Below are 25,953 nucleotides of genomic sequence, written 5' to 3'. Positions count from 1 at the left end.
GGAGACGGACCCGGCCGCCCGCACCGCCTACAACGTCCGCGGCACCCAGACGGTGCTCACCGCCTCCGCGGCGGCCGGAGTGCGGCGGGTGGTGCCGACGGGCTGCTGCGCGGGCGGCGCCCCGTCGTCCGCGCCCCCGGCGGCCTCGTCCGGCGGCGCCTGGCCCGGGTCGGCGCCGGGCGGGGTGGTGCCCCCGCCCGCGCCCCCGCCCTCGGCGGCGGCGTCGGCGGCCTCCTGGAGGGCCTTCACCGGGTCGTCCTCGATCTTGGGGCTGTCCACGGTGCCGTCGGGGCGCACCTTGGGCAGCTTCTTCTGCGGCTGGGGCAGCAGCGCCTTCTTGCGGTCGATCGAACCGTCCGGCTGGACGCCGTAGAGCGCGTCGTAGATCTTGCGCACGGCCGGGCCGGAGGCGCCGGAACCGGTACCGCCCTGGGAGATCGTCATGACGATCGCGTAGTCGTCGGTGTAGGTGGCGAACCAGGAGGTGGTCTGCTTGCCGTAGACCTCGGCGGTACCGGTCTTGGCGTGCATGGGGATCTTGTCCTGCGGCCAGCCGCCGAACCGCCAGGCCGCGGTGCCCCGGGTGGCGACGCCCTCGAGCGCCGCGTCCATCTCCTTGAGCGTCTTCCTGCTGACCGGGAGCTTGCCGTTCTTCTTCGGCTCGATCTCCTCGATCTCCTTGCCGTCCGGGCTGATCACGGCCTTGCCGACGGAGGGCGCGTACATGGTGCCGCCGTTGGAGATGGCGGCGTAGATGGCGGCCATCTGGATGGGCGTCACCAGGGTGTCGCCCTGGCCGATCGAGTAGTTCACCGAGTCACCGGCGCGCAGTTCGTTGCCGCCGTGGCAGTTCTCCCACTCGATGCGCTCGACGTAGTCGCCGTCCTTCTTGCCGTTCTTGCACCAGTAGTCCTTGTTGGCCTCCCAGTACTCCTGCTTCCACTCCCGGTCCGGGATGCGGCCGGCGACCTCGTTGGGCAGGTCGATGCCGGTCTCCTTGCCGAGGCCGAACTCGTGGGCCGCCTTGTAGAAGTGGTCCTTGGCGTTCTTGCCCTTGCCGCCGCCGTCCTTCTTCCACTGCTCGTGCGCGAGCCGGTAGTAGACGGTGTCGCAGGAGACCTCCAGGGCGCGGCCCAGGTCGATCATGCCGTAGTTGGCGGACTCGAAGTTCTTGAAGACCTGGCTGCCGATGGAGTAGTCGCTGGAGCACTGGTAGCTGCCGTCGAAGGCGTAGCCGGCGTCGACCGCGCCCGCGGTGGTGACCACCTTGAAGATGGAGCCGGGCGCCGCCTGCCCCTGGATGGCGCGGTTGAGCAGCGGGTAGTTGGACTTCTTGCCGGTCATCTTGGCGTAGTCCTTGGCGGAGATGCCGCCGACCCAGGCGTTGGGGTCGTAGGACGGGTTGGACGCCATGGCGACCACCCGGCCGGTCTTCGCCTCCAGCACCACGACGGCGCCCGCGTCGGCCTTGTACGTCTCGTTGGTGTTGCGGTCCCACTCCAGGCGGGCCGCCTTCATCGCCTGCTCCAGCTCGTACTCGGCGACCCGCTGCACACGGGCGTCGATGCTGGTGACCAGGTGCGAGCCGGGCACGCCGGGGTCGGCCTCGGCCTCGCCGAGGACCCGGCCCAGCTTGTCGACCTCGTACCGGGTGACGCCGGCCTTGCCGCGCAGCGCCTGGTCGTACTGGCGCTCCAGGCCGGAACGGCCCACCTGGTCGGAGCGCAGGAAGGGCGAGTCGGTGTCCTGGGCCTTCTGGATCTCCTCGTCGGTGACGGGCGACAGGTAGCCGAGGACCTGGGCGGTGTTGGCGCCGCCGGGGCTCGGGTAGCGGCGGACCGAGGCGGGCTCGGCCGTGATGCCGGGGAAGTCCTCGGAACGCTCGCGGATCTGCAGGGCCTGACGGGCCGTCGCCTCGTCGGTGATGGGGATCGGCTGGTAGGGCGAACCGTTCCAGCAGGGCTGCGGGGTCTTGGAGTCGCAGAGCCGGACCTTCTCCATCACCTCCTTCGGCTTCATGCCGAGGACCTCGGCGAGCTTGGTGAGGACGCCCTTGCCGTCGTCGTCCATCTTCATCAGCTCGGTCCGGGAGGCGGAGACGACCAGCCGGTTCTCGTTGTCCGCGATCGGCACGCCGCGGGCGTCGAGGATCTCGCCGCGGGTGGCGGGCTGGACGACCTGCTGGACGTGGTTGCCGCTGGCCTCGGCCGCGTACTCGGCGCCGTTGCGCACCTGGAGGTACCAGAGGCGGCCGCCGAGGGTGGCCAGCAGCGAGAGGACCAGTACCTGGAGGACCACCAGACGGATTTGGACGCGAGGGCTGCGGCCCGTCTCGGGGATGTTGCTCACAGCCGCTTCACCCCCTTCAGGCGGTTGCCGACCCGGAGGCGGCCGGCGCGGGTGCGGCTGAGGCCGGGCGTGCCGGAGACCAGCCAGTTGGAGGTGACCGAGGCGCCGCCCCCGGCGGAGGAGGAGTCGGCGAGCGGGTCGTTCTCCGCACGGCGGGCCAGGGCCATCACGCCCGGCACCACGAACGGGGTGAGCAGCAGGTCGTAGAGCGCGGCGGTGAACAGCAGGGAGCCGAGGCCGACGTCACGGGCGGCGGTGTCACCGACGAGCGCGCCGACTCCGGCGTAGAGCAGCGTGGAGCCGACGGCGGCGGCGACCACCACCGCCATCGGGCCGATCGCGGTCCGCAGCCGTCCGTGCTCCGGCTTGGCGAGCCCCACGAGGTAGCCGACGACGCAGAGCACCAGCGCGTACCGGCCGGCCGCGTGGTCGGCGGGCGGCGCCAGGTCGGCGAGGAGGCCGGCCGCGAAGCCGACCAGCGCGCCCCCGGTGTGCCCGTAGACCAGGGCCAGGCCGAGGACGGTGAGCAGCAGCAGGTCGGGAACGGCTCCTGGCAGCTGGAGTCTGGCGAGGATGCTCACCTGGATCACCAGGGCGACCACCACCAGCGTGCCGGAGAGCAGGATCCGGTTCAGTTTCATGGGTAAGTCCCCCCAGTTCCTACTGCTCGTCCTGTTCTTGCTGCGGCTGTTGCCCGCCCTGTCCCGCGGCGCCGTCCTGGCCTGCCCGGCCGCCCTGGCCCGCCTGGCCCTCCTGACCGGCGCGGCCGGCCTCGCCCTCGGGATCGGGGGCGCCGGGTGTGACGGTCACCGTCACGGTCGGGACGGGCGTCGGCTTGGGCTTGGGCGGCAGCACGCTGTCCCGCGGGTCCTTGGCGGGCCCCTGGACCACCACGCCGACGATGTCGAGCTGGGTGAAGCTGACGAACGGCGTGACGTAGACCGTACGCGTCAGGTCGCCGCCGGCCGGGTCGACCCGCGAGACGACGCCGACCGGGACGCCGGGCACGAACGGCTTGTCGCCCTCGGAGCCGAAGGTGACCAGGCGCTGGCCCTTCTCCACCTTGGCCTTGCCGTTGAGCAGCTGCACGCGCAGCGGCCGGTCGCCCTGGCCGGAGGCGAAGCCGAGTTCGTCGTTGCCCTCCATGCGGGTGCCGACGGTGAAGTCGGGGTCGCTGGCCAGCAGGACCGTCGCCGTCTCGGGGCCGACGGTGGTGACGCGGCCGACCAGGCCGTCGCCGTTGAGCACCGTCATGTCCCGCTGGATGCCGTCGTTGGCGCCGACGTCCAGGGTGACCGTCCAGGAGAAGCCCTGGGCGGCGCCGATGCCGACCACCTGGGCGCCCTTGATCTTGTACTGGCCGGCGCCCGCCGTGGCCAGCATCTTCTCGAACTGGCGGAGCCTGCTGCGGTCGCGCGCGTCGCTGCCGAGCTCCGCCTTCAGCGCGGCGTTCTCCTGCTCGAGTTCGGTGAGCCGGTCGTGGCGCTCCCCCGAGTCGCGGACGGCCGCGACGGCGTTGCCGATCGGATCGACCGCGGAGGCGACGCCGTTCTCGATCGGGCCGAAGACGGCGGCCGCGGCATGCCGGGCGCCGTCGACGGGTGAGTCCTTCCCACCCCTGATGTCCACCGTGATCAGCGCGAACGCGATCGCGACCAGCAGCACCAGGAGCAGCCGGCTCTCTCGTGTGTCCCTCACGTGCGGCGGCCGTGCCTTCCTTGTCGGAATGGTCGTACGGACTTGCTGTGTCTGCGGACTTGCTGCGTCTGCGGACTTGCTGTGCCTGCGGACTTGCTGTGCCTGCGAGCGACTGCGTCCACCGACGACTATGTCCCGGTACGGGCGAATCCACGGGAGAAACGCCTGGGCCGGACGCCGGAGTTCCGGGTCCGGCCGGAGGTCCGCCGTACGGGTGCGCCCCGTACGGCGGACGGGTGACGTTCCGTCACCCGGGTGGCTCAGCGGCGGGGCTGGGCGTCCAGGACCTGCTGGAGCGCCTCGAACTCCTCGACGCACTTGCCGGAGCCGAGCGCCACGCTGTCCAGCGGGTCCTCGGCGATGTGGATCGGCATGCCGGTCTCCCGGCGCAGCCGCTCGTCCAGGCCGCGGAGCAGGGCGCCGCCGCCGGTGAGGACGATCCCACGGTCCATCACGTCGCCCGACAGCTCGGGCGGGCACTTGTCCAGCGTGGTCTTGACGGCGTCGACGATCGCGTTGACCGGTTCCTCGATCGCCTTGCGGACCTCCGCGGCCGAGATGACCACGGTCTTCGGCAGGCCGGAGACCAGGTCACGGCCGCGGATCTCGGTGTGTTCGTCCTTGTCGAGGTCGTACGCGGAGCCGATCGAGATCTTGATCTGCTCGGCCGTCCGCTCGCCGAGGAGCAGCGAGTACTCCTTCTTGACGTGCTGGATGATCGCGTTGTCCAGCTCGTCGCCGGCGACCCGGATCGACTGGGCGGTCACGATGCCGCCGAGGGAGATCACCGCGACCTCCGTGGTGCCGCCGCCGATGTCCACCACCATGTTGCCCGTGGCCTCGTGGACCGGCAGGCCGGAGCCGATGGCGGCCGCCATGGGCTCCTCGATGATGTGCACCTGGCGGGCGCCGGCCTGGGTCGACGCCTCGATCACGGCGCGGCGCTCCACCCCGGTGATGCCGGACGGCACGCACACCACGACCCGCGGGCGGGCCAGGTAGCGGCGCTTGTGGATCTTCAGGATGAAGTACCGCAGCATCCGCTCGGTGATCTCGAAGTCGGCGATCACGCCGTCCTTCAACGGGCGCACCGCCACGATGTTGCCGGGGGTGCGGCCGATCATCTTCTTGGCCTCGGCCCCGACCGCGAGGATGCCGCCGGTGTTGGTGTTGATCGCGACGACCGACGGCTCGTTGAGTACGATCCCGCGACCCCTCACGTACACCAGCGTGTTGGCGGTCCCGAGGTCGACAGCCATGTCACGGCCGATGAACGACATTGAGTTCCCCATCAGGATTCGTCTGGCCGTCCCACGTTGAGCGTGAAGCCGCTTGCGTGGGGACGGCAAGGGTGGGTGCTGTGACGTGAAGGCTTGCAAGGCTAACCATCGTAGTCTCGCCCGCCCCCGGACACTGCGCGAGGGTCTCCGCCATTCTCAGCAGAAGACGGAGGTGTACGCCTCTGGTGACGTGCCGTCGGAGGGAAAGGTTCCCCCAAAGAGGGTCCGGCCGCCACGGCCGGCGCCGCCCGGAGGGTCAGACGCGGCCGGGGAAGAAGATCTTGATCTCGCGCTCGGCGGACTCCTCCGAGTCCGAGGCGTGGATGAGGTTCTCCCGGGTGATGACGCCGAAGTCGCCGCGGATCGAACCGGGCTGCGCCTCGATCGGGTCGGTGGGGCCGGCGAGACGGCGCACGCCCTCGATGACGCGCTCGCCCTCGACGATCAGCGCCACGACCGGGCCGGACGACATGAAGGCGAGCAGCGGCTCGTAGAACGGCCGGCCGACGTGCTCCGCGTAGTGCTGCTCCAGCGTGGCACGGTCCAGGGTCCGCATCTCCAGCGCCGCGATCTTCCAGTCGGCCTTGCGCTCGATCCGGCTGACGATCTCACCGACCAGCGAGCGGCGAACGGCGTCCGGCTTCAGCAGGACAAGAGTGCGCTGGGTCATGGGGGGCGGCTCCTTGCAGGCCAGAAGGACAGGATGGCCTGAGGTTACCGGGTCGCACGGGACGGCCGACGCCCGGACCGGCCGCAACGCCCCGCGCCCGGTCCGGGCGGCGCCGGTCAGGCCGGTGCGGCCTCGCGGGACGCCTTGATGTCGTCGATCTTGCGGCCGTAGTGGACGGAGGCCCACCACAGCGCCGCGAAGGCGACCCCGAGCCCGAACATCATCGGCACCACGAAGCCGGAGGCGATCAGCGCGACCTGGAGGAGCCAGCCCAGCACCACCCCGCCCGGCCGCGTGATGACCCCGCACAGCAGCAGGGACAGCAGCATGCCGATCCCGCACACCGTCCACACCGTCGTCATGGACAGGTCCGGGTCCTTCATGGCGACCAGCCCGGCGAAGGCGATCACGAAGAACTCGCCGATGAGCGTCGAAGCGCAGAGCGTACGCACGGAAATCCTCAGCCCTTCCTGAGCAGCAGCCGGGCCTCGCCGACCGTGATGACAGAACCGGTGACCAGCACGCCGCCGCCGGCGAACTCGCCCTCCTCCTCGGCCAGCGTGATCGCGGCCTCCAGCGCGTCCGGGAGCCGCGGCTCGACCTGGACCCGCTCGTCCCCGAACACCTCGACGGCGATCGCCGCCAGCTCGTCCGCGTCCATCGCCCGGTGGCTGGAGTTCTGGGTGACGACGACCTCCGCGAAGATCGGCTCGAACGCCTCCAGCAGCCCCCGCACGTTCTTGTCGCCGCTCGCGCCGACCACGCCGATCAGGCGGCTGAAGTCGAAGGCCTCCCCGACCGCCTCGGCGGTGACCCGCGCGCCGGCCGGGTTGTGCGCGGCGTCCAGGACGACCGTGGGCGAGCGCCGCACGACCTCCATCCGCCCCGGCGAGGACACCGAGGCGAACGCCCGCCGCACCGTCTCGATGTCGAGCGGGCCGGAGCGCGCCCCGCCGACGCCGAAGAACGCCTCGACCGCCGCCAGCGCGACCGCCGCGTTGTGCGCCTGGTGGGCGCCGTGCAGCGGGAGGTAGACCTCCTCGTACTCGCCGCCCAGGCCCCGCAGCGTCATCATCTGGCCGCCGACGGCGACCTGCCGCGACAGCACGCCGAACTCCAGGCCCTCGCGGGCCACCGTGGCGTTCTTCCGCACGGAGGTCTTCAGCACGACCTGCGCGGCGTCCACCGGCTGCTGGGCGAGCACCACCGTGGCGTCGTCCTTGATGATCCCGGACTTCTCGGTGGCGATCTCGCCCGTGGTGGAGCCGAGGCGGTCGGTGTGGTCCAGGTCGATGGGGGTGATCACGGCGACGTCGGCGTCGATGACGTTGGTGGCGTCCCAGGTGCCGCCCATGCCGACCTCGACCACGGCCACGTCCACGGGCGCGTCGGCGAAGGCCGCGTAGGCCATGCCGGTGAGCACCTCGAAGAAGGAGAGCCGGTACTCCTGCGCGGTGTCGACCATGTCGACGTACGGCTTGACGTCCCGGTAGGTCTCGACGAACCGCTCGGCGCTGATCGGCTGCCCGTCCAGGCTGATCCGCTCGGTGACGGACTGCACGTGCGGGCTGGTGTAGCGGCCGGTGCGCAGGTCGAAGGCGCCCAGCAGCGCCTCGATCATGCGGGCCGTGGTGGTCTTGCCGTTGGTGCCCGTGATGTGGATCGACGGGTAGGAGCGCTGGGGGTCGCCGAGGACGTCCATCAGGGCGGCGATGCGGCCGACCGAGGGCTCCAGCTTGGTCTCGCCCCAGCGGGAGGCGAGCTCCGTCTCCACCTCGCGGAGCGCCTTGTCGACCTCCGGGTCCTCGGGGCGGGTCGGCACGTCCGCGCTGGGCGGGCCGCCCTGGGTGCGCAGGGTGCGGCTGCCGGCCTCGATCACCGCCAGGTCGGGATCGCGCTCGGTCTCCTCCGAGATGATCTCTTCGAAGGCGTCCAGCGGGTCGGGACCCTCGCTGCTGTCGTCCGGGGGGAGCTCACTCACGCGCCCAGTCTACGTTCCTGGTACGGCACGGTTCGTCCCGGGCCGAGCGCGGTTCAGCCCAGCCAGGCCCGCAGCCCCAGCCGGCCCCACTGGTGCGCCAGGGCGAAGGAGACCGCCGTCGACGCCACCGCGACCGCGGCCATGGCAAGGAGCGCCGGGCCGCCGTGCGGGACCCGGTCGGCGAGCAGGGCGGACAGCGCCGTCACCGGGGCGAGGTGCACCAGGTAGGCGCCGAAGGAGGCGTCGGACAGCCGTTCCACCGGCCCCCGCCACCGCCGGGGCACCCGCACGCCGCGGAAGGCGCCGAGGACCGCGAAGGTGAGCGCCGCCACGGGGAGCGAGGCGTACGCGGCGGGGAACCGGAAGCCGAGCTGGTACACGGTGAGCGCGGCCAGGCAGCCCGCGGCGGCGACCGCCCAGGGCCACCGCGGCCCGGGGCGGCGGGCGGCGCCCAGCAGTCCGGCGCCCAGCAGCGCGTACCCGAGCGGGTAGAGCGACAGCCCCCACTCCCAGCCCGGCAGGCCTAGCCCGGCCGCCTCGCCCAGGTCGGCGCGGGCCGCCCCGCCGAAGGCGCACACCGCGAGCAGGCCCAGCGTCCACCAGGGTGCCGTGCGGCCCCGTTCCCGCACCAGCAGCACCATCGCGCCGAGGACCAGCAGCAGGGGCACGTAGACGTACAGGTACCAGAGGTGGAACGCCGCCTCGACCGAGCCGGACAGCGCCGCGGCGGCGTCCTCGGGGGTCCCCCGCCAGGCCACGTACAACAGCGTCCACAGGGCCATGGGCCGCACGATCCGGTCGGCCCGCCGCAGCAGCTGCCCCTCGCCGCGCACCGGGGAGGCCGCCAGCGCCGCCCAGCCGGCCATGGCGAAGAAGGCGGGCACCGCGAAACGGGTGAGGGCGTCGGCGGCGTGGCCCGTCGTGCGGTGGCCGGCGTCGACGAAGACGGCCGCGGTGTGGCACAGCACCACGGCCGCCGTGCACACCACCCGGAGCAGGTCGACGTCGTGCCGCCGCTCGCGGACCGGTGCCGCGCCGGAGGACAGGGGGGTGGTCACGGTCATGCCCCGCACCCAACAACCCGCGGATGACGCGCACCCCACGACGACATGAACGCCGCGAGCCGCTCCCGGGGAGGAGCGGCTCGCGGTGTGGGGCGTCGGACGACCGGACGACTACGCGGAGGGCAGCTTCCGGAGCTGCTCGGTGATCCGCGCGATGTCCTCCTCGGCCTTGGCGAGGCGGGCGCGGATCTTCTCCACGACCGGCTCCGGGGCCTTGCCGAGGAAGGCCTCGTTGCCCAGCTTGCCGTTGGCCTGCGCCTTCTCCTTCTCGGCGGCGGCGAGGTCCTTGGAGAGCCGCTTGCGCTCGGCCTCGAAGTCGATCGCGCCGGACAGGTCCAGCTCGACCGTGGCGCCGGCCACCGGCAGGCTGGCGGTGGCGGAGAAGCCCTCGCCCTCCGGCTGGAGGCGCAGCAGCTGGCGGATGGCCGGCTCGTGCGGGGCGAGCGCCGTGCCGCCCAGGGTGAGGCGGGCCGGGACGCGCTGGCCCGGCTGCAGGCCCTGGTCGCTGCGGAAGCGGCGGACCTCGGTGATCACCGACTGGAGGGTGGCGATCTCCCGCTCGGCGCCGGCGTCGCGGAAGCCGCTGTCGACGGGCCAGTCGGCGACGACGACGGACTCGCCGCCGGTCAGCGTGGTCCACAGCGTCTCGGTGACGAACGGCATGATCGGGTGGAGCAGCCGCAGCGTCACGTCCAGGACCTCGCCGAGGACGCGCTTGCTCGCCTCGGCGGCCGGGCCGCCCGCCATGAACGTCGTCTTCGACAGCTCGACGTACCAGTCGAAGACCTCGTCCCACGCGAAGTGGTAGAGCGCCTCGGACAGCTTGGAGAACTGGTAGTCCTCGTAGAAGGCGTCGACCTCGGCGACCACCGAGTTGAGCCGGGAGAGGATCCAGCGGTCGGTCGCCGACAGTTCGGCGGCGTCCGGCAGCGGGCCCTCGACGGTCGCGCCGTTCATCAGGGCGAACCGGGTGGCGTTCCAGATCTTGTTGGCGAAGTTGCGGGCCGCCTGGACCCAGTCCTCGCCGATCGGCACGTCGACGCCCGGGTTGGCGCCGCGCGCCAGGGTGAAGCGCAACGCGTCGGAGCCGTACTTGTCCATCCAGTCCAGCGGGTTGACGACGTTCCCGAAGGACTTCGACATCTTCTTGCCGTTCTGGTCACGGACCATGCCGTGCAGGACGATGGTGTGGAACGGCGGGGTGCCGTCCATCGCGTAGAGGCCGAACATCATCATCCGGGCGACCCAGAAGAAGAGGATGTCGTAGCCGGTGACCAGCACGGAGTTCGGGTAGAACTTCGCGAGGCTCTCGGTCTGCCCGGGCCAGCCCAGCGTGGAGAACGGCCACAGGCCGGAGGAGAACCAGGTGTCGAGGACGTCGCTGTCCTGGTGCCAGCCCTCGGCCTCGGTGCCCGGCGGCTGCTCGTCCGGGCCGACGCAGACCGTCTCGCCGTTCGGGCCGTACCAGACCGGGATGCGGTGGCCCCACCACAGCTGGCGCGAGATGCACCAGTCGTGGAGGTTGTCGACCCAGTCGAAGTACCGCTTCTCCATCTCCTGCGGGTGGATCGCGACCCTGCCGTCGCGGACCGCGTCGCCGGCGGCCTGGGCGAGCGGGCCGACCTTGACCCACCACTGCATGGACAGCCGCGGCTCGATGGTGGTCTTGCACCGCGAGCAGTGGCCGACGGAGTGGGTGTAGGGGCGCTTCTCGGCGACGATCCGGCCCTCGGCGCGCAGCGCGGCGACGATGGCGGAGCGGGCCTCGAGGCGGTCCAGGCCCTGGAAGGGACCGTGGACGGTGATGACGGCGTGCTCGTCCATCACGGCGATGGACGGCAGGTCGTGCCGCTGGCCGATCTCGAAGTCGTTCGGGTCGTGGGCCGGGGTGACCTTGACGGCGCCGGTGCCGAACTCCGGGTCGACGTGCGCGTCGGCGACGACCGGGATGGTGCGGTCGGTCAGCGGCAGCTTGATCTGCTTGCCGACCAGGTGCTTGTACCGCTCGTCGTCCGGGTGGACGGCGACCGCGGTGTCGCCGAGCATCGTCTCGGCGCGGGTGGTGGCGACGACGATGGTGTCCTCGCCGTCGCCGTACTTCATGGAGACGAGCTCGCCGTCGTCGTCCTGGTACTCGACCTCGATGTCGGAGATCGCGGTCAGGCAGCGCGGGCACCAGTTGATGATCCGCTCGGCGCGGTAGATCAGCTCGTCGTCGTAGAGCTTCTTGAAGATGGTCTGGACGGCCTGGGACAGGCCCTCGTCCATCGTGAAGCGCTCGCGCGACCAGGCGACGCCGTCGCCGAGGCGGCGCATCTGGCCCGAGATCTGGCCGCCGGACTCGGCCTTCCACTGCCAGACCCGCTCGACGAACGCCTCGCGGCCCAGGTCGTGGCGGGACTTGCCCTCCTTGCCGAGCTCGCGCTCGACGACGTTCTGGGTCGCGATGCCGGCGTGGTCCATGCCCGGCTGCCACAGCGTCTCGTAGCCCTGCATCCGCTTGCGGCGGGTCAGGGAGTCGATCAGCGTGTGCTCGAAGGCGTGCCCCAGGTGGAGCGAACCGGTGACGTTCGGCGGGGGGATGACGACGGTGAAGGGCTGCTTGTCGCTCGTGGCGTCCGCCTCGAAGTAACCGCGGTCTACCCAGCGCTCGTACAGCGGCCCCTCTACGTCGGCCGGCGTGTATTGGGTCGGCAGTTCGGTTTCGGGCGCTGTGGGCTGCTGAGAGTTCTCGGTCACGCCGGTCATTTTAGGGGTGTCGCCATCCTGTTCCGAAACGCGATTACTAGGTAACGGTCTGCGCCCGGGGGCGCACGCCGGGGCCGCCGTAAGGAAGGATGGCGCGGGACAGCATCAGGGAGGGAAACCAGCCATGAGTTACAACCAGCCGGGCCCGTACGGCCAGCAGCCCCAGCAGCCCGGGCCCTACGGACAGCCGGGGGCTCAGCAGCCTGGCCCCTACGGCCAGCCCGGCGGCCAGCAGCCCGGCCCGTACGGCGCCCCGCAGCAGCCGCAGCCCGGGTACGGCTACCCGCAGCAGCCCCAGGGCCAGCCGCAGTACGGCTACCCGCAGCAGCCCGGCGTTCCGCCGCAGGCGGGCCCGTACGGCCAGCAGCCGGGCCAGCCCGGCCAGCCGCCGTACGGCATGCCCCCGCAGGGGGCGCCCGGCGGCGGTGGCGGCGGCAAGAAGACGGGCCTGATCATCGGCGGCGCGGCCGTGGTGGTCGCGATCGCGGTGGGCGCCTACTTCCTCATCGGCGGTGGCGGCGGCGCCTCCGTCGCCGACGACGGCCCGCACAAGCTGACCACGCCCGCGACGGTCCTCGGCGACTACAAGAAGGCGGAGACCGGCGCGGCCAACAGCGGCGGCGGCTTCACCGAGGAGGACCTGAAGGAGGCCGAGAAGCACGGCGTCAACAACGCCAAGGACGTGCAGGCCCAGTACCAGGCCGGTGACAAGACCGACCCGATGGCCCTCAAGATGCTCCAGTTCATGGGCGTCTACGGCGAGATCGAGGACCCGGAGAGCGTCGTCGACGGCATGTTCGACGAGATGAAGAAGAACGCCTCCGAGGAGGAGGGCGAGACCGTCGGCTCCCCGCAGGACTTCACCACCGACAAGATGGTGCTGAAGTGCCAGGAGATCCTGGTGAAGAGCGACGAGGCCGCCGCCGGGCAGCCCGCCGAGATCCACATGGCGACCTGCATCTGGGCCGACCGCTCCACCCTGGGCGTGGTCATCCCGATCAACCTGTCCGACATGATGAGCGGCAAGGGCGTCGACCTGAAGTCGGCGTCCGACCTGGCGAGCAAGCTCCGCGCCGAGGTGCGCGTCAAGGCCTGACGGCCGTCCCGCACGCGACAGGGGCCCCGGTCACGCCGACCGGGGCCCCTGCGCGTGAACGCTCCTGCGGTCAGGCCGACTTCTGCTCGCCGCCGCCCCGGCCGCCGCGGGCGTCGCGCGGGATCAGGGTCGGGTTGACGTTGGAGTGGACCACGTCGGCGGTGATGACCACGCGGCCGACGTCCGTGCGGGAGGGCACCTCGTACATCACCGACATCAGGACCTCCTCCATGATGGCGCGCAGTCCGCGCGCGCCGGTCTGGCGGAGGATGGCCTGGTCGGCGATGGCCTCCAGCGCCTCGCGCTCGAAGTCCAGCTCGACGCCGTCGAGTTCGAACAGCCGCTGGTACTGCTTCACCAGCGCGTTCTTCGGCTCGACCAGGATCTGCAGCAGCGCCTCGCGGTCCAGGTTGTGCACCGAGGTGATCACCGGCAGACGGCCGATGAACTCGGGGATCATGCCGAACTTGACCAGGTCCTCGGGCATGACGTCCTCGAACTGGTCCTTGGCCGCCAGCTCGCGCTTGGAGCGGATGGTCGCGCCGAAGCCGATGCCCTTGGCGCCGGCCCGCGACTCGATGATCTTCTCCAGCCCGGAGAAGGCGCCGCCCACGATGAACAGGACGTTCGTCGTGTCGATCTGGATGAACTCCTGGTGCGGGTGCTTGCGCCCGCCCTGCGGCGGCACCGAGGCGGTGGTGCCCTCGAGGATCTTCAGCAGGGCCTGCTGGACGCCCTCGCCGCTGACGTCGCGGGTGATCGACGGGTTCTCGCTCTTGCGGGCGACCTTGTCGATCTCGTCGATGTAGATGATCCCGGTCTCGGCCTTCTTGACGTCGTAGTCGGCCGCCTGGATCAGCTTGAGCAGGATGTTCTCGACGTCCTCGCCGACGTAGCCGGCCTCGGTCAGCGCGGTCGCGTCGGCGATGGCGAACGGCACGTTCAGCATCCGCGCGAGCGTCTGGGCGAGGAGCGTCTTGCCGGAGCCCGTGGGGCCCAGCAGGAGGATGTTGGACTTGGCCAGCTCGATGGAGTCCTCGCGGCCCTGGCCGCCGCCGTTCTCACCGGCCTGGACCCGCTTGTAGTGGTTGTACACCGCCACCGAGAGGGCCTTCTTGGCGGCCTCCTGGCCGACCACGTAGCTCTCGAGGAACTGGTAGATCTCCCGCGGCTTGGGGAGTTCCTCCCAGCGGGTCTCGCTCGACTCGGCGAGCTCCTCCTCGATGATCTCGTTGCAGAGATCGATGCACTCGTCGCAGATGTACACACCGGGGCCTGCGATGAGCTTCTTGACCTGCTTCTGGCTCTTGCCGCAGAACGAGCACTTGAGCAGATCGCCGCCGTCACCGATGCGTGCCACGGTGTGCTTCCCCTTCGCCTGGGATCCCACGGACGCCTGTACGTCCCCGGTCTCCACGGTGCTGCCTTATGTCGACGGTACCTTGCCTGGCCCCCCGTTCGGGCCCCCCTTGGCAGGGTCCGCTCCGGAACGCATCCGGGCGAACCCCGCCAAGGGGCGGCAGACGTCATGCCGCCGGCGTGAAAATCGCGGCGTCAGCGGACGCTGGCGTTGTTCATCTTGCGGGTCGAGATGATCTGGTCGATCAGCCCGTACTGGAGCGCGTCCTCGGCGGTGAGGATCTTGTCGCGCTCGATGTCCTCGCGGATCTTCTCGATCGAGGTGGTGGAGTGCTTGGCCAGCATCTCCTCGAGCTGCGAGCGCATCCGCAGGATCTCGTTGGCGGCGATCTCCAGGTCGGAGACCTGGCCGCGCCCGGTCTCGCTGTAGGGCTGGTGGATCAGCACGCGGGCGTTCGGGAGCGCCATGCGCTTGCCGGGCGTGCCGGCCGCGAGCAGGACGGCGGCCGCGGAGGCGGCCTGGCCCATGCACACGGTCTGGACGTCCGGCTTCACGAACTGCATCGTGTCGTAGATCGCCGTCAGCGCCGTGAAGGAGCCGCCGGGGCTGTTGATGTAGATCGAGATGTCGCGGTCCGGGTCCATCGACTCCAGGCACAGCAGCTGCGCCATGACGTCGTTGGCGGAGGCGTCGTCGATCTGCACGCCCAGGAAGATCACGCGCTCCTCGAAGAGCTTCGCGTACGGGTCGTACTCGCGCACGCCCTGGGAGGTGCGCTCGACGAAGCGCGGGATCACGTAACGGGACTCGGCGACCGGAGCGGTCAGCTCGGCGCGCGTGCGGTCGTACAGGCCGCTGCCGGGGAAGTCGTTCATTCTCTGTCTCCTGGAAGGCGGGGCGTGGGAGGGCCGGTGTGCGGGTGCGGGAATCAGGCCCCGGTGCCGCCGCCGCCCGGCATGTTGGCGGCCGTGGTGATGACCTCGTCGATGAGGCCGTAGTCCTTGGCCTCCTGGGCGTCGAACCAGCGGTCCCGGTCGGAGTCGCGGGTGATCTGCTCGACCGACTGACCGGTGTGGAAGGCGGTCAGCTCCGCCATCTTCTTCTTGGTGTGCAGCAGGCGCTCGGCGTGGATCTTGATGTCCGACGCGGAACCGGCCAGACCGGCCGACGGCTGGTGGATCAGGATCTCGGCGTTGGGCAGCGCGAAGCGCTTGCCGGGCGTGCCGGCGCTCAGCAGGAACTGGCCCATCGAGGCGGCGAGGCCCATCGCGATCGTCACCACGTCGTTCTTGATGTACTGCATGGTGTCGTAGATCGCCATGCCGGCCGTGATCGAGCCGCCGGGGCTGTTGATGTAGAGGTAGATGTCCTTGTCCGGGTCGGCGGCAAGGAGCAGCAGCTGTGCGGTGATCTTGTTGGCGATGTCGTCGTCGACCGGCTGGCCGAGGAAGATGATCCGCTCGTTGAGCAGCCGGTTGTAGACCTGGTCGCCGAGGCCACCACCGATGGAAGGCTCGCCGGCGGCGGAGGGCATCAGATTCGTCACGTATCCACCTGCTCGTCTTACGACGGCGCCGGGCCGTCTCACGTGTTCTGCCGGGGCGGGGGGTGGTGCTCTTGCCCCTGCAGCGCGCCGCGATGATCGGCGGCGACGGGGACTCCCCTGCCCTCGTATTCATGGACCCTAACGCGCAGGCAGTCACGTGCCATCCCGGTTCCTGGGGTGTTCGCTGTGAGCGCATGGGACCGGGACGGCGCTCCGCTCCCCCGCCGGCCGCGGGCGGGCGGGAAACGGGCCGGGCCCCGGTTCCGTGCTGGGCGGCGCGGAACCGGGGCCCGGGAAGAGCTCGGGGAGCGGGAGGGTCAGCCCTCCTTGGACTCCTCGGCGGCGGCCTCGGTGGTCCCGGCGGTCTCGCCGGCCTCCGTGGTCTCCTCCTCCTCGTCGTCGCTCAGGTCGACGACCTCGCCGTTGGTGTCCTTGACCGTGGCGGACTCGACGACCAGGGCCAGCGCCTTGCCGCGGGCGACCTCGCCGACCAGCATCGGGACCTGGTTGCCCTGGACGACCGCCTGGGCGAACTGGTCGGGGGACATGCCGGAGGACGCCGCGCGCCGCATGAGGTGCTCGGTGAGCTCCTCCTGGTTGACGTTCAGCTTCTCGCGGTTGACCAGGGCGTCGAGGACGAACTGGGTCTTGATGCCCTTGACCGCGGCCTCGCGGGTCTCGGTGTCGAACTCCTCGGCGGTCTTGCCCTGGATCTCGAGGTACTTCTCGAGGTCGAGGCCCATCTGGCCGAGCTGGTGGTGCTCCAGGTTGTGCTTGCGGGTCTGGATCTCGTCCTCGAGCAGCTTCTCGGGGATCGGGACCTCGATCAGCTCGAGGAGCTTGTCGAGCACGCGCTCCTGGGCCTGCGTGGCCTGGTCGTACTGCTTCATGTTCTCGAGGCGCTTGCGGCTGTCCGCCTTGAGCTCCTCGAGCGTGTCGAACTCGGAGGCGAGCTGGGCGAACTCGTCGTCCAGCTCGGGCAGCTCGCGCTTGGCGACCTGGCTGACCTTGACGGTGATCTCGGCCTGCTTGCCGGCGGCGGAGCCGCCCTTGAGCTCGGAGGTGAAGATGGCCTCGCCACCGGCCTCGACGCCCTTGACGGCCTCGTCGATGCCGTCGAGCAGCTCGCCGGAACCGATGGTGTAGCTGACGTCCTTCGCGACGCCGTCCTCGAGGACCTCGCCGTCGACCTTGGCCTCGAGGTCCAGGGTCACGACGTCGCCGTCCTCGGCGGCGCGCTCCACCGGGGAGGTGGTGGCGAAGCGCTCACGGAGCTGCTCGACGGACTTGTCGAGGTCCTCGTCCGTCACCTCGATGGCGTCGACCTCGACCTCGATGTTCGAGAAGTCCTCGGGGAGCTCGACCTCCGGGCGGATGTCCACCTCGGCGGTGAAGCTGAGCAGCTCACCGTCCTTGAGGTCCTTGATGTCGACCTCGGGCTGGCCCAGGACGTCGATCTCGGCCTCGTCGACGGCCTGCGTGTAGAACTTCGGGAGGGCGTCGTTGATCGCCTCCTCGAGAACCGCACCGCGGCCGAACCGCTGGTCGATGACGCGGGCCGGGATCTTGCCCTTGCGGAAGCCCTTCACCGTGACCTGCTGGTTGATCTTCTTGTACGCCGCGTCGAGGCTGTCCTTGAGCTCCTCGAAGGGCACCTCGACAGTGAGCCGAACCCGAGTCGGGTTCAGGGTCTCCACGGCGCTCTTCACGGTTCGGTCTCCTTGTGGCTGACTGCTTGGGTTGGCCGGGACCAGAACGGTCCGGCGACTCGCGCACCGGGGCGGCTTCGGCGTCAGGCTTCGAAGGCTTCACGGCTGACTGCACACGGGCGCGCTTGCATAGTAACCGCAGCCGCCACACCACCCAAAAGGCGATCACCGGACCCCAGTGGGGCGTCCGGTGATCGTCGGTGTCGGGGTGGCGGGATTTGAACCCACGGCCTTCCGCTCCCAAAGCGGACGCGCTGCCAAGCTGCGCCACACCCCGTCTGGTGCGATCCGTAGGGTACACGCGGCGGGCCCTCGGGGCCGCCGGTTCACGCGCCGCCGCACCGCCGCGCCAGGCAGTCGGGGCCGGGCAGGGACGGGCTCGGGGGAGGGCGCCGGCGGTGATCCGCCGGAGACCCGGCGGAGGCGGAGAGGGGTGTCGGGCGGAAGGGAGGTGCAGTCGGGTGCGACGACCCGCTAACATGCCTTCTGTCGCCGTGGCCCTGCCACCGGCGCACCCTCGCGGGCGTAGCTCAATGGTAGAGCCCTAGTCTTCCAAACTAGCTACGCGGGTTCGATTCCCGTCGCCCGCTCCAACGGCCCGGGGCCGGTCCGGAGGTTCACCCTCCCGACCGGCCCCGGCGCCTTTTCCCCGGCCTCTCCCGGCGGCGGTTCAGAAGTTGATCGAATTGATCATCGACGCCACGGAATCGAGGAACCTCTGGATGTCGTCGGCCATCCCCGTCGAGGCGAGGAAGAAGCCGAAGAGCATGGCGACGATCGCCGGCCCGGCCTTGAGGGATCCACCCCGGATCAGGACGACGAGGACGATCCCCAGCAGAAGCACCACGGACAACGAAATGGCCACGACTGATCACACCCTCGTTCGGTCCCGCTTGCCGCCATGGGATGTACCCGGCCCATCCCCGGCCAACCCATCGTCGCACCCAACTCACCCCGGGCGTACGGCGGGTGAGGCCGCGGCGGCACCCTCCGGGAGCATGTTCGAAGCGCGAAGGAAAAGTCCGATCGTATCGACGGAACGCTTCGGCAATTCCCTCGAAAGGCCATGCAGATAATTCCCGCACATTCGTTTCCGCGTAGGCACAGACCCCCCGCAGCTCCCCCCTACGGTCATGGGCGCCATGCCCGATCTGTCAATATTTGACAGTAAATAGGGACACCTAAAAGGGACGCCTGTTCCCATCAGGGCCGTTCCCGCCCGCTGTGCCGATCGTCACAAAAATCGATGACATCGCAGGTGGGTAAGGGGGTATCCGATCGCGAGGCGGTAATGCACCGACCCTGCGTTTTTACGGATTCGTACAACCGACGCTAGGGTGCCTCAGATGTTTCACGTTGCCTCGTCCCCCTCACGTGCGACGACGAACATCCGGACCTTCCGCCCCTGCCCGCGGGGTGGTCACCGGTGAACGCGCCGCAGCCGCACAGCAGCCAGCAGACCCCGCGCAGACCGCTCCCCGCGGTCGGACAGCGCGACTCGTTCTTCGACAACGCCAAGTACCTGGCCATCGTCCTGGTGGCCCTGGGACACGTCTGGGAACCGCTGCGTGACGGCAGCCGCACCATGGGCGTGCTCTACATGGTGGTGTACGCCTTCCACATGCCGGCGTTCATCGTGATCTCGGGCTACTTCTCGCGCTCGTTCGCGTTCAAGCCCCACCAGATCAAGCGCCTGATCAGCGGTGTGGTGGTCCCGTACATCGTCTTCGAGACCGCCTACTCCCTCTTCCGGCGGTGGCTCCACGACCCGGACGCCCCCATCAGCCTGCTGGATCCGTGGTACCTCACCTGGTTCCTCGCGGCCCTCTTCGTCTGGCGGCTGACCACCCCGATCTGGCGCTCGCTGCGGTACCCGCTGGCCGTCGCCCTGGCGATCGCCATGCTGGCGACCGTCTCGCCGAAGATCGGCAACGACCTCGACATGCAGCGCGCCCTGCAGTTCCTGCCCTACTTCGTGCTGGGCCTGTGCCTGAAGCCGGAGCACTTCAAGCTGGTGCGCACCCGTCGGATGCGCATCCTGGCCGTCCCGGTCTTCGCCGCCGCGCTGGCGGTCGGCTGGTGGGCCAAGGGCAACATGACGACCGCGTGGTTCTACCACCGCGACGCGGCCCAGGAGCTGGGCGGCGCCTGGTGGATCGGCCCGCTGATGACGCTCGGCATGTTCGGCTGCGCCGTGGTGCTCACGGCGTGCTTCTTCGCCTGGGTGCCCGGACGGCGGCTGTGGTTCACCGCGCTCGGCGCGGGCACCATCTCCGGCTACCTGCTGCACGGCTTCCTGGTGAAGGGCGGCATCTGGCTCGGCTGGTTCGACCAGGGCTGGGCCGAGGGCCCGCTGGGCGCCCTGCTGTGCACCGTGGCCGCGGGAACCGTGGTGACCCTGCTGTGCACGCCTCCGGTGCTCAAGGCGCTGAAGGTCGTGCTGGAGCCGAACCTGGACCGCTTCTTCCGCCCGGACGAGAACGCGGCGAAGGCCGCGAAGACCGGCGCGCCCGCCGAGGGCGCGGAGAACCGCGGGAAGGTCCCGGCCGGCGTCTGAGACGCCGCCCCGACGGAGGCGATTCCGACAGAGGCACCGCGACCGGGCCCCGCCGCGCAGGAGACGCGCGGCGGGGCCCGGTCGTGTCGTGCGGGGAGGACGACCGGTCGCCCGGCGGGCCGGCCGGTGCGGGAGACCCGGCGGTCGGCCGGTGCGGGAGACCAGGCGGTCGGCCGGTGCGGGAGACCCGGCGGGTCAGCCGGTGCGGGAGATGAGGAGGAGCGCCCGGTCGTCGTTGACGTCCTTGGCGACCGCCTCGATGAGGTGCCAGGCGGCGCCGTGGAAGCCGCCGACCACATAGCGGTCGGCCTCTCCGGTGAGGCGGTCGATGCCCTCCACCAGGTCCCGTTCGGCCGTCTCGACCAGTCCGTCGGTGAAGAGCATCAGCACGTCGCCGGGGCGCAGCGAGCCCTTGCAGGGGTCGAAGGAGGCGCCGTCGTAGACCCCGAGCAGCGGGCCCTCGGCCGTCTTCTCCTCCCAGCGGCCGGTGCCGGCGCACAGCTGGAGGCCCGGCGGGTGGCCCGCCGAGTAGAGCTCGTAGTCGCCGGTCTCCAGGTCGAGGACGAGGTGGATGGAGGTGGCGAAGCCCTCCTCCCAGTCCTGCCGGAGCAGGTAGCCGTTGGCCGCCGGGAGGAAGTCGTGCGGCGGCAGGGAGCCCAGCAGGCCGCCGAACGCGCCGGAGAGCAGCAGCGCCCGGGACCCGGCGTCCATGCCCTTGCCGGAGACGTCGGTGAGGACCACCTCGAGGGTGCGGCCCTCGTTGGTGCGGGCCGCGACCACGAAGTCGCCGGAGAACGACTGGCCGCCGGCCGGCCGCAGCGCCATCTCCCGGTGCCAGCCCTCCGGCAGGTCCGGCAGCGCGCTCTGCGCCCGGATCCGCTCGCGCAGGTCGAAGAGCATGGTGCCGCCGCGCCGCCAGGGGACGCCCACCCGGCTGCGGAACTGGGCCACCATCAGGCCGACGAACCCGCACGCGGCCACCACCAGCACGACGCCCGGCGTGACCCGGGCGAACCCGTCCGGGTAGGGCCGCAGGGCCAGCGCCTCCACGATCAGCGCGGTGGCCGCGGCCGCGTAGAGGGCGAGCAGACTGGCGGGCCGCAGCAGCAGCCCGCCCACCACGATGGGCAGCACCAGCGCCGCCGGGGTGAACCAGACGGCGTTGGCGAGGGTCAGGCTCGCGATCAGGGGAATGGTGAGCAGCAGGGCGGCGAAGGCGATCCAGTCGGACCCGTCGCCGCGGAAGTAGTCGACGGCGGCCTTGCGCAGGCCGATGCGGGCCCGGTGGACCTGCTTCTTCATCCGGGCCGTGAACGTGTCGGCGGCCGACCGCCCCTCTCGTCCTGCTGCCATCGCTTGGGACCCTATCCAGCGGACCCCCTCCCTGGCACGGGAGGTCCCACTTGTCCCCCGTCCGGGGCCCGATTCGGGCCCAAGGTCCCTGGTGCCGCGGCCGCTCACGCGCCGGGTGCGTTCGCGGGCTGGCAGCCGGGGCACCAGAAGAGGTTGCGCGCGGCCAGCTCGGCGGTGCGCACGGCCTCCCCGCAGACGTGGCAGGCCTGGCCGGTGCGGCGGTAGACGTAGACCTCGCCGCCGTGGTCGTCGACGCGGGGCGCGCGTCCCATGGCGTCGGGGGTGTGCTCGGGGCGCACGGTGTCGATCCGGTTGTTCCGGACGCCCTCGCGCATCAGCTCCACCAGGTCGGCCCAGATCGCGTCCCACCGGTCGCGGGTGAGCTCCCGGCCGGGCAGGTAGGGGTCGACGCCGTGCCGGAAGAGGACCTCGGCGCGGTAGACGTTGCCCACGCCGGCGACGACCTTCTGGTCCATCAGCAGGGCGGCGACGGTGGTGCGGCTGCGGGAGATCCGGTGCCAGGCGGCGCCGGGGTCGGCGTCCCGGCGGAGCGGGTCGGGGCCGAGGCGGTCGTGTATCGCCTGCTTCTCGCCGGGGGTGATCAGCGCGCAGGCGGTGGGGCCGCGCAGGTCCATGACGGCCGAGGGTCCGAGCAGGCGCAGGCGGACGGTGTCGGTGGGCGGGGGCGGCGGGGCGGCGCCGAAGGCGACCTTGCCGAACAGCCCGAGGTGGATGTGGACCCAGTCGGCGTCCCGGAAGCGGAGGAAGAGGTGCTTGCCGTGCGCCTCGGCGGCGGTCATCCGGGCGCCGTCGAGCAGGGCGGCGCCGTCGGCGAACTTGCCCTGCGGGCTGCTGACGCGCACCGGGGCGTGCAGGAAGCGCTCGGCGCAGTCCTGGGCGAGCCGGTGGATGGTGTGCCCTTCCGGCACGGGTCGTTCTCCGTTCTGCCCCGCTCCACGGCGCGGCCCCCGTACGGTCGTACGGGGGCCGGCGAGGTCCTGGGGCGTGGTGCGGCCGCGGTCGCCCGCGGCCGGTCCTACTGCTGGGGGTGGTGCGCCGGGATCGGCGGGAGGTCGCCGGTCTTCTCGTAGTCGGCCAGCATCTCGATGCGGCGGATGTGGCGCTCGTCGCCGGAGAACGGCGTGCTCAGGAAGATCTCGACGAACTTGGTCGCCTCCTCCTCCGTGTGCATGCGGGCGCCGACGGCCACCACGTTCGCGTTGTTGTGCTCGCGGCCGAGGGCGGCGGTCTGCTCGCTCCAGGCCAGCGCGGCGCGCACGCCGGCGACCTTGTTGGCGGCGATCTGCTCGCCGTTGCCCGAGCCGCCGATCACCACGCCGAGGGAGCCCTCGTCCGCGGCCGTGCGCTCCGCGGCGCGGAGGCAGAACGGCGGGTAGTCGTCCTGGGCGTCGTAGATGTGCGGGCCGCAGTCCACCGGCTCGTGGCCGGCGGCCTTGAGCCACTCGACGAGGTGGTTCTTCAGTTCGTAACCGGCGTGGTCGGAGCCGAGGTAGACGCGCATGGTCCGAGTGTGACACGAGCGCGTGCGCGGGACACGCACGGGGGGCATCGGCCGGGGAGAACCTCAATTTCGTGCAAACTGTGACGTCCGCCATAGGAGCAGAGGCAAAGGCGCGATAAAAATCCGGAACCCAAGGTTCCATGGAGGCTTCTCCTCCGATTCACTGAACCGTCGCTCCGGCGACTCCCCCGGTGCCTCACGAGGGCGGACGGGAACCCCCACGCACACCCGCGCAAAGGAACGGCTTCATGACTTCTGGAGGACATGAGGGCTCCGGCCTTCAGGCAGGCCTCAAGAACCGGCATCTGACGATGATCGCCATCGGCGGTGTCATCGGCGCCGGGCTCTTCGTGGGTTCCAGCAGTGGCATCGCGGCCGCCGGCCCCGGCATCCTGCTGTCCTACGCCCTGGTGGGCGCGCTCGTCGTCTTCGTGATGCGGATGCTCGGCGAGATGTCGGTCGCCAACCCCACCTCGGGCTCCTTCTCCGCGCACGCCGACCGCGCGCTGGGCCGCTGGGCCGGGTTCTCCATCGGCTGGCTCTACTGGTTCTTCTGGGTCGTCGTGCTCGCGGTCGAGGCGACCGCGGGCGCGGTGATCCTGGAGGGCTGGATCCCGGCCGTGCCGCAGTGGGCCTGGGCGCTGATCGTGATGGTCGTGCTCACCGCCACCAACCTGGCCTCGGTCGGCAACTACGGCGAGTTCGAGTTCTGGTTCGCGGGCATCAAGGTCGTCGCGATCGGCGCGTTCATCGCGATCGGCCTGCTGGCGGTCTTCGGCGTGCTGCCGGGCGTCGACGCGGAGCAGGCTTCCTGGTCCAACCTGACCGAGCACGGCGGGTTTCTGCCGAACGGCGCCGGCGCCATCATGATCGGCGTCCTGATGGTCGTCTTCTCGTTCATGGGCTCCGAGATCCCGACCCTGGCCGCCGGTGAGGCCGAGGACCCGCAGAAGGCGGTCACCCAGGCCACCAACAGCATCATCTGGCGCATCGGCGTCTTCTACCTGGGCTCGATCCTGGTGGTCGTCACGCTGCTGCCGTGGGACTCCGAGAAGATCGCCGAGGACGGCTCGTACGTGGCCGCCCTGGAGTCGCTCGGCATCCCGTACGCCGGGCAGATCATGAACTTCATCATCCTGACGTCGGTCCTGTCCTGCCTGAACTCCGGGCTCTACACGGCCTCCCGGATGGCCTTCTCGCTGGGCCTGCGGGGCGACGCGCCGAAGTCCTTCGCCACCACCACCCGCAGCGGTGTGCCGCGGGTCGCGATCCTCGCCTCGGTGGCCTTCGGCTTCGTGGCGGTCTTCTTCAACTACGTCTCCCCGGACAAGGTCTTCCACTTCCTGCTGAGTTCCTCGGGCGCCGTGGCGCTGTTCGTGTGGCTGGTGATCTGCGCGTCGCAGCTGCGGATGCGCAAGATCGTCATGCGTGAGGCGCCGGAGAAGCTGGTCGTGAAGATGTGGCTGTTCCCGTACCTGACCTGGGCGTGCATCGCGTTCATCGTCTTCGTGATCGGCTACATGCTGTTCGACACGGAGTACGGCAACCAGGAGATCATGCTGCTGACGCTGCTGGTGGCGGCGATCGTGGTCGGCATCGCGCTGATCCGCGGGCGCCGGAAGCCCCCGGCGCCGGCCGCCCCGGCCGAGGACTCCCCCACCACGGACCTCACCAAGGCGTAACCTCCACCGCCCCTCCACGGGACCCCTCGTCGCCCCACCGGGCGGCGGGGGGTCTTCCCGTTGCCGCCGGGGGACGGCCCGGGGCCGCCGCGAGGGCGGAGGGGGCGCGGGCGGCGGCGGGGGCTTCGCGTTGCCGGCCGACCGGGGGCGGGCGGGAGCGGTGGTGGGGGTCAGCGGGGGAGGGCCAGGAGGGTGGGGGGGACGTCCTGGGGGGCCGCGGTCAGCGCGGTGCGGATCAGGGCGGCCTGGTGCTCCATGCCGTGCGGGGTGGTGAGGCGGACGCGGGGCACGCGGATCACGGTGATCCCGAGCCGCTCGAGGCGGTCCCGCTTGCCCGCGTCCCCCGGCGCGTCGAGCTCCACCGCCACCCCCCGCTCCGGCCAGTACGCGTCCACCGCGCCCAGCGACGGCCCCTCCGGCAGCCGGAGCTCGACGTTCCACACCGGGTCGGGCAGCCGGTGCTCCCAGGCCATCCGGTACAGCCGCTCCTCCGCCGCCGCGCGCCCCTCGGCCACCAGGACCTCCATCGCCTCGGCCACCCGGGGCCGCCCCGTCACCCGGACCCGGCGCAGCTCCCGCAGGAGCGCGGACGGCTCGCAGTGGCCGTCCTGGACCGCCTCGGCGAACAGGCGCCGGACGACGAGCGGGTCGGACTCCTCCGGCAGGTGCGCCACCGCGTCGGCGACCGCCCGCTCGACCGGGGCGACCGGTACCCCGGCGGCCAGGTCCGGGACGGGCATCCGGGCGGTGCGCAGCACCCGCGCGTACCCGGCGGAGCGGACCCGGCGGTTGCGCGGGACCAGCACCTCGACGGCGTCGAGCAGGGCGAGCGCGGGCACGGAGGCGAAGTCGCGCAGGGCGAGCGCGGCCGCACCGGTGACCACGGTGTCGGCGTGGAGCGGGTCGTCGCGCCGCGGCTGGGCGGGGACCACGGTGGCCTCCCGCCGCGCGTCCGCCGCGCCGGCGGCCGGTTCGCGGCGGGAGGCGTAGAGCAGGGCCGCGTGCAGGCGTTCCTCCCCGGTGGGCGCCCCCTGGCGGAGCAGGTAGACGCCGGGCAGCAGCCGCTGCCAGGGCCCGCCCGGCCGGCACCGCTCCGCGGCCTGGGCGGGCGTCACGCCGTGGGCGCGCAGCTCCGCGACCGTGACGAGCAGGCGTGCCCCGGAGGAGGCGGCGACGGGGCTCCCCCCTGCTCGGACGGAGCCGAGGGCCTGAGGGAGGGAGGGAAGCAAGGGGTCCACGGGGAAGTCGTGCGTCATGCCCCCTTGCTTCCCCCGTACGGAGCAGCAGCCGACGCCTGTTACAGGGCCGTCGACGAATGCTGACCGTTCCACCATGTTC

The 25,953-nt window shown here is 71.1% G+C and carries 21 protein-coding genes and 2 tRNA genes; 4 read left to right on the top strand and 19 right to left on the bottom strand.

Going from position 1 to position 25,953, the window contains the following annotated elements; translation table 11 throughout:
- Positions 1–27: 27 nt before the first annotated feature.
- From mrdA to ABZ836_RS09110, 9 genes are all read right to left on the bottom strand, one after another.
- Positions 28–2,349, bottom strand: coding sequence for a penicillin-binding protein 2 (mrdA, locus tag ABZ836_RS09150; protein WP_361140851.1), 2,322 nt, complete (start codon positions 2,347–2,349; stop codon positions 28–30).
- Positions 2,346–2,990 carry a rod shape-determining protein MreD gene (mreD, locus tag ABZ836_RS09145; protein WP_356136396.1) on the bottom strand — a complete coding sequence of 215 codons (645 nt, stop codon included), beginning with the start codon at positions 2,988–2,990 and terminating at the stop codon, positions 2,346–2,348. The genes mrdA and mreD overlap by 4 nt, the downstream gene beginning before the upstream one ends.
- A gap of 19 nt (positions 2,991–3,009) precedes the next feature.
- On the bottom strand, positions 3,010–4,047 hold the full coding sequence (mreC, locus tag ABZ836_RS09140) for a rod shape-determining protein MreC (RefSeq protein ID WP_356136398.1): 1,038 nt from the start codon (positions 4,045–4,047) through the stop codon (positions 3,010–3,012).
- A 260-nt stretch (positions 4,048–4,307) separates the two neighbouring features.
- Positions 4,308–5,327 carry a rod shape-determining protein gene (locus tag ABZ836_RS09135; protein WP_108955326.1) on the bottom strand — a complete coding sequence of 340 codons (1,020 nt, stop codon included), beginning with the start codon at positions 5,325–5,327 and terminating at the stop codon, positions 4,308–4,310.
- 256 nt (positions 5,328–5,583) lie between these two features.
- Positions 5,584–5,997 carry a nucleoside-diphosphate kinase gene (ndk, locus tag ABZ836_RS09130; RefSeq protein ID WP_356136400.1) on the bottom strand — a complete coding sequence of 138 codons (414 nt, stop codon included), beginning with the start codon at positions 5,995–5,997 and terminating at the stop codon, positions 5,584–5,586.
- Between the two features lie 116 nt (positions 5,998–6,113).
- Complete coding sequence (locus ABZ836_RS09125) at positions 6,114–6,449, bottom strand: DUF4233 domain-containing protein (RefSeq protein WP_356136402.1); 336 nt, start codon at positions 6,447–6,449, stop codon at positions 6,114–6,116.
- An 8-nt stretch (positions 6,450–6,457) separates the two neighbouring features.
- Positions 6,458–7,978 carry a folylpolyglutamate synthase/dihydrofolate synthase family protein gene (locus tag ABZ836_RS09120; RefSeq protein ID WP_356136404.1) on the bottom strand — a complete coding sequence of 507 codons (1,521 nt, stop codon included), beginning with the start codon at positions 7,976–7,978 and terminating at the stop codon, positions 6,458–6,460.
- Positions 7,979–8,031: 53 nt separating this feature from the next.
- Positions 8,032–9,042, bottom strand: a complete 1,011-nt coding sequence (locus ABZ836_RS09115) for an acyltransferase (RefSeq protein ID WP_361140847.1) — start codon at positions 9,040–9,042, stop codon at positions 8,032–8,034.
- Positions 9,043–9,153: 111 nt separating this feature from the next.
- On the bottom strand, positions 9,154–11,781 hold the full coding sequence (locus tag ABZ836_RS09110) for a valine--tRNA ligase (protein WP_361140845.1): 2,628 nt from the start codon (positions 11,779–11,781) through the stop codon (positions 9,154–9,156).
- 133 nt (positions 11,782–11,914) lie between these two features.
- Between ABZ836_RS09110 and ABZ836_RS09105 the strand changes: the two genes are divergently transcribed.
- Positions 11,915–12,886, top strand: coding sequence for a hypothetical protein (locus tag ABZ836_RS09105; protein ID WP_356136410.1), 972 nt, complete (start codon positions 11,915–11,917; stop codon positions 12,884–12,886).
- Between the two features lie 70 nt (positions 12,887–12,956).
- Here ABZ836_RS09105 and clpX read toward each other — a convergent pair whose 3' ends face one another.
- From clpX to ABZ836_RS09080, 5 genes are all read right to left on the bottom strand, one after another.
- Positions 12,957–14,246, bottom strand: coding sequence for an ATP-dependent Clp protease ATP-binding subunit ClpX (clpX, locus tag ABZ836_RS09100; protein ID WP_356136412.1), 1,290 nt, complete (start codon positions 14,244–14,246; stop codon positions 12,957–12,959).
- 194 nt (positions 14,247–14,440) lie between these two features.
- Positions 14,441–15,121: an ATP-dependent Clp protease proteolytic subunit gene (locus ABZ836_RS09095; RefSeq protein ID WP_356136414.1), complete on the bottom strand. Its 681-nt coding sequence runs from the start codon at positions 15,119–15,121 to the stop codon at positions 14,441–14,443.
- Between the two features lie 53 nt (positions 15,122–15,174).
- On the bottom strand, positions 15,175–15,780 hold the full coding sequence (locus tag ABZ836_RS09090) for an ATP-dependent Clp protease proteolytic subunit (protein WP_356136489.1): 606 nt from the start codon (positions 15,778–15,780) through the stop codon (positions 15,175–15,177).
- A 329-nt stretch (positions 15,781–16,109) separates the two neighbouring features.
- Positions 16,110–17,501 (bottom strand): trigger factor, encoded by a 1,392-nt coding sequence (gene tig / locus ABZ836_RS09085; RefSeq protein WP_361140842.1) that lies wholly within the window; start codon positions 17,499–17,501, stop codon positions 16,110–16,112.
- A gap of 203 nt (positions 17,502–17,704) precedes the next feature.
- Positions 17,705–17,778, bottom strand: a tRNA-Pro gene (locus tag ABZ836_RS09080).
- Positions 17,779–18,020: 242 nt separating this feature from the next.
- Here ABZ836_RS09080 and ABZ836_RS09075 point away from each other — a divergent pair.
- Positions 18,021–18,094 (top strand) — tRNA-Gly (locus ABZ836_RS09075).
- Between the two features lie 77 nt (positions 18,095–18,171).
- Here ABZ836_RS09075 and ABZ836_RS09070 read toward each other — a convergent pair.
- Positions 18,172–18,366 carry a hypothetical protein gene (locus ABZ836_RS09070; protein ID WP_356136418.1) on the bottom strand — a complete coding sequence of 65 codons (195 nt, stop codon included), beginning with the start codon at positions 18,364–18,366 and terminating at the stop codon, positions 18,172–18,174.
- A 561-nt stretch (positions 18,367–18,927) separates the two neighbouring features.
- Here ABZ836_RS09070 and ABZ836_RS09065 point away from each other — a divergent pair.
- Complete coding sequence (locus ABZ836_RS09065; RefSeq protein WP_361140840.1) at positions 18,928–20,058, top strand: acyltransferase family protein; 1,131 nt, start codon at positions 18,928–18,930, stop codon at positions 20,056–20,058.
- 195 nt (positions 20,059–20,253) lie between these two features.
- Here the strand turns inward: ABZ836_RS09065 and ABZ836_RS09060 are convergent, their stop codons facing one another.
- The 3 genes from ABZ836_RS09060 to ABZ836_RS09050 form a co-directional block, all read right to left on the bottom strand.
- Positions 20,254–21,411: a PP2C family protein-serine/threonine phosphatase gene (locus tag ABZ836_RS09060; RefSeq protein WP_356136422.1), complete on the bottom strand. Its 1,158-nt coding sequence runs from the start codon at positions 21,409–21,411 to the stop codon at positions 20,254–20,256.
- A gap of 104 nt (positions 21,412–21,515) precedes the next feature.
- Complete coding sequence (locus ABZ836_RS09055) at positions 21,516–22,340, bottom strand: DNA-formamidopyrimidine glycosylase family protein (RefSeq protein WP_361140838.1); 825 nt, start codon at positions 22,338–22,340, stop codon at positions 21,516–21,518.
- Positions 22,341–22,447: 107 nt separating this feature from the next.
- A complete protein-coding gene (locus ABZ836_RS09050; protein WP_356136426.1) occupies positions 22,448–22,933 on the bottom strand; it encodes a ribose-5-phosphate isomerase in 486 nt (161 codons plus the stop codon).
- A 248-nt stretch (positions 22,934–23,181) separates the two neighbouring features.
- On the opposite strand from ABZ836_RS09050, the gene ABZ836_RS09045 reads away from it, so the two are divergent.
- A complete protein-coding gene (locus tag ABZ836_RS09045) occupies positions 23,182–24,615 on the top strand; it encodes an amino acid permease (protein ID WP_361140836.1) in 1,434 nt (477 codons plus the stop codon).
- 170 nt (positions 24,616–24,785) lie between these two features.
- On the opposite strand, the gene ABZ836_RS09040 is transcribed toward ABZ836_RS09045, so the two are convergent.
- Positions 24,786–25,871 carry a hypothetical protein gene (locus ABZ836_RS09040; RefSeq protein ID WP_356136430.1) on the bottom strand — a complete coding sequence of 362 codons (1,086 nt, stop codon included), beginning with the start codon at positions 25,869–25,871 and terminating at the stop codon, positions 24,786–24,788.
- Positions 25,872–25,953: the final 82 nt, after the last annotated feature.

It is taken from the genome of Streptomyces sp. NPDC047130, from assembly GCF_040643475.1.
GTDB lineage: Bacteria > Actinomycetota > Actinomycetes > Streptomycetales > Streptomycetaceae > Streptomyces.
This window is presented reverse-complemented; position numbering and strand designations above follow the sequence as displayed.

Bases quoted from the DNA above. Each gene is read 5' to 3' on its own strand.
- mreD (WP_356136396.1), bottom strand. From the start codon at position 2,990: ATGAAACTGAACCGGATCCTGCTCTCCGGCACGCTGGTGGTGGTCGCC.
- ABZ836_RS09135 (WP_108955326.1), bottom strand. From the start codon at position 5,327: ATGTCGTTCATCGGCCGTGACATGGCTGTCGACCTCGGGACCGCCAAC.
- ndk (WP_356136400.1), bottom strand. From the start codon at position 5,997: ATGACCCAGCGCACTCTTGTCCTGCTGAAGCCGGACGCCGTTCGCCGC.
- ABZ836_RS09115 (WP_361140847.1), bottom strand. From the start codon at position 9,042: ATGACCGTGACCACCCCCCTGTCCTCCGGCGCGGCACCGGTCCGCGAG.
- ABZ836_RS09105 (WP_356136410.1), top strand. From the start codon at position 11,915: ATGAGTTACAACCAGCCGGGCCCGTACGGCCAGCAGCCCCAGCAGCCC.
- ABZ836_RS09095 (WP_356136414.1), bottom strand. From the start codon at position 15,121: ATGAACGACTTCCCCGGCAGCGGCCTGTACGACCGCACGCGCGCCGAG.
- ABZ836_RS09090 (WP_356136489.1), bottom strand. From the start codon at position 15,780: ATGCCCTCCGCCGCCGGCGAGCCTTCCATCGGTGGTGGCCTCGGCGAC.
- ABZ836_RS09060 (WP_356136422.1), bottom strand. From the start codon at position 21,411: ATGGCAGCAGGACGAGAGGGGCGGTCGGCCGCCGACACGTTCACGGCC.
- ABZ836_RS09050 (WP_356136426.1), bottom strand. From the start codon at position 22,933: ATGCGCGTCTACCTCGGCTCCGACCACGCCGGTTACGAACTGAAGAAC.
- ABZ836_RS09045 (WP_361140836.1), top strand. From the start codon at position 23,182: ATGACTTCTGGAGGACATGAGGGCTCCGGCCTTCAGGCAGGCCTCAAG.
- ABZ836_RS09040 (WP_356136430.1), bottom strand. From the start codon at position 25,871: ATGACGCACGACTTCCCCGTGGACCCCTTGCTTCCCTCCCTCCCTCAG.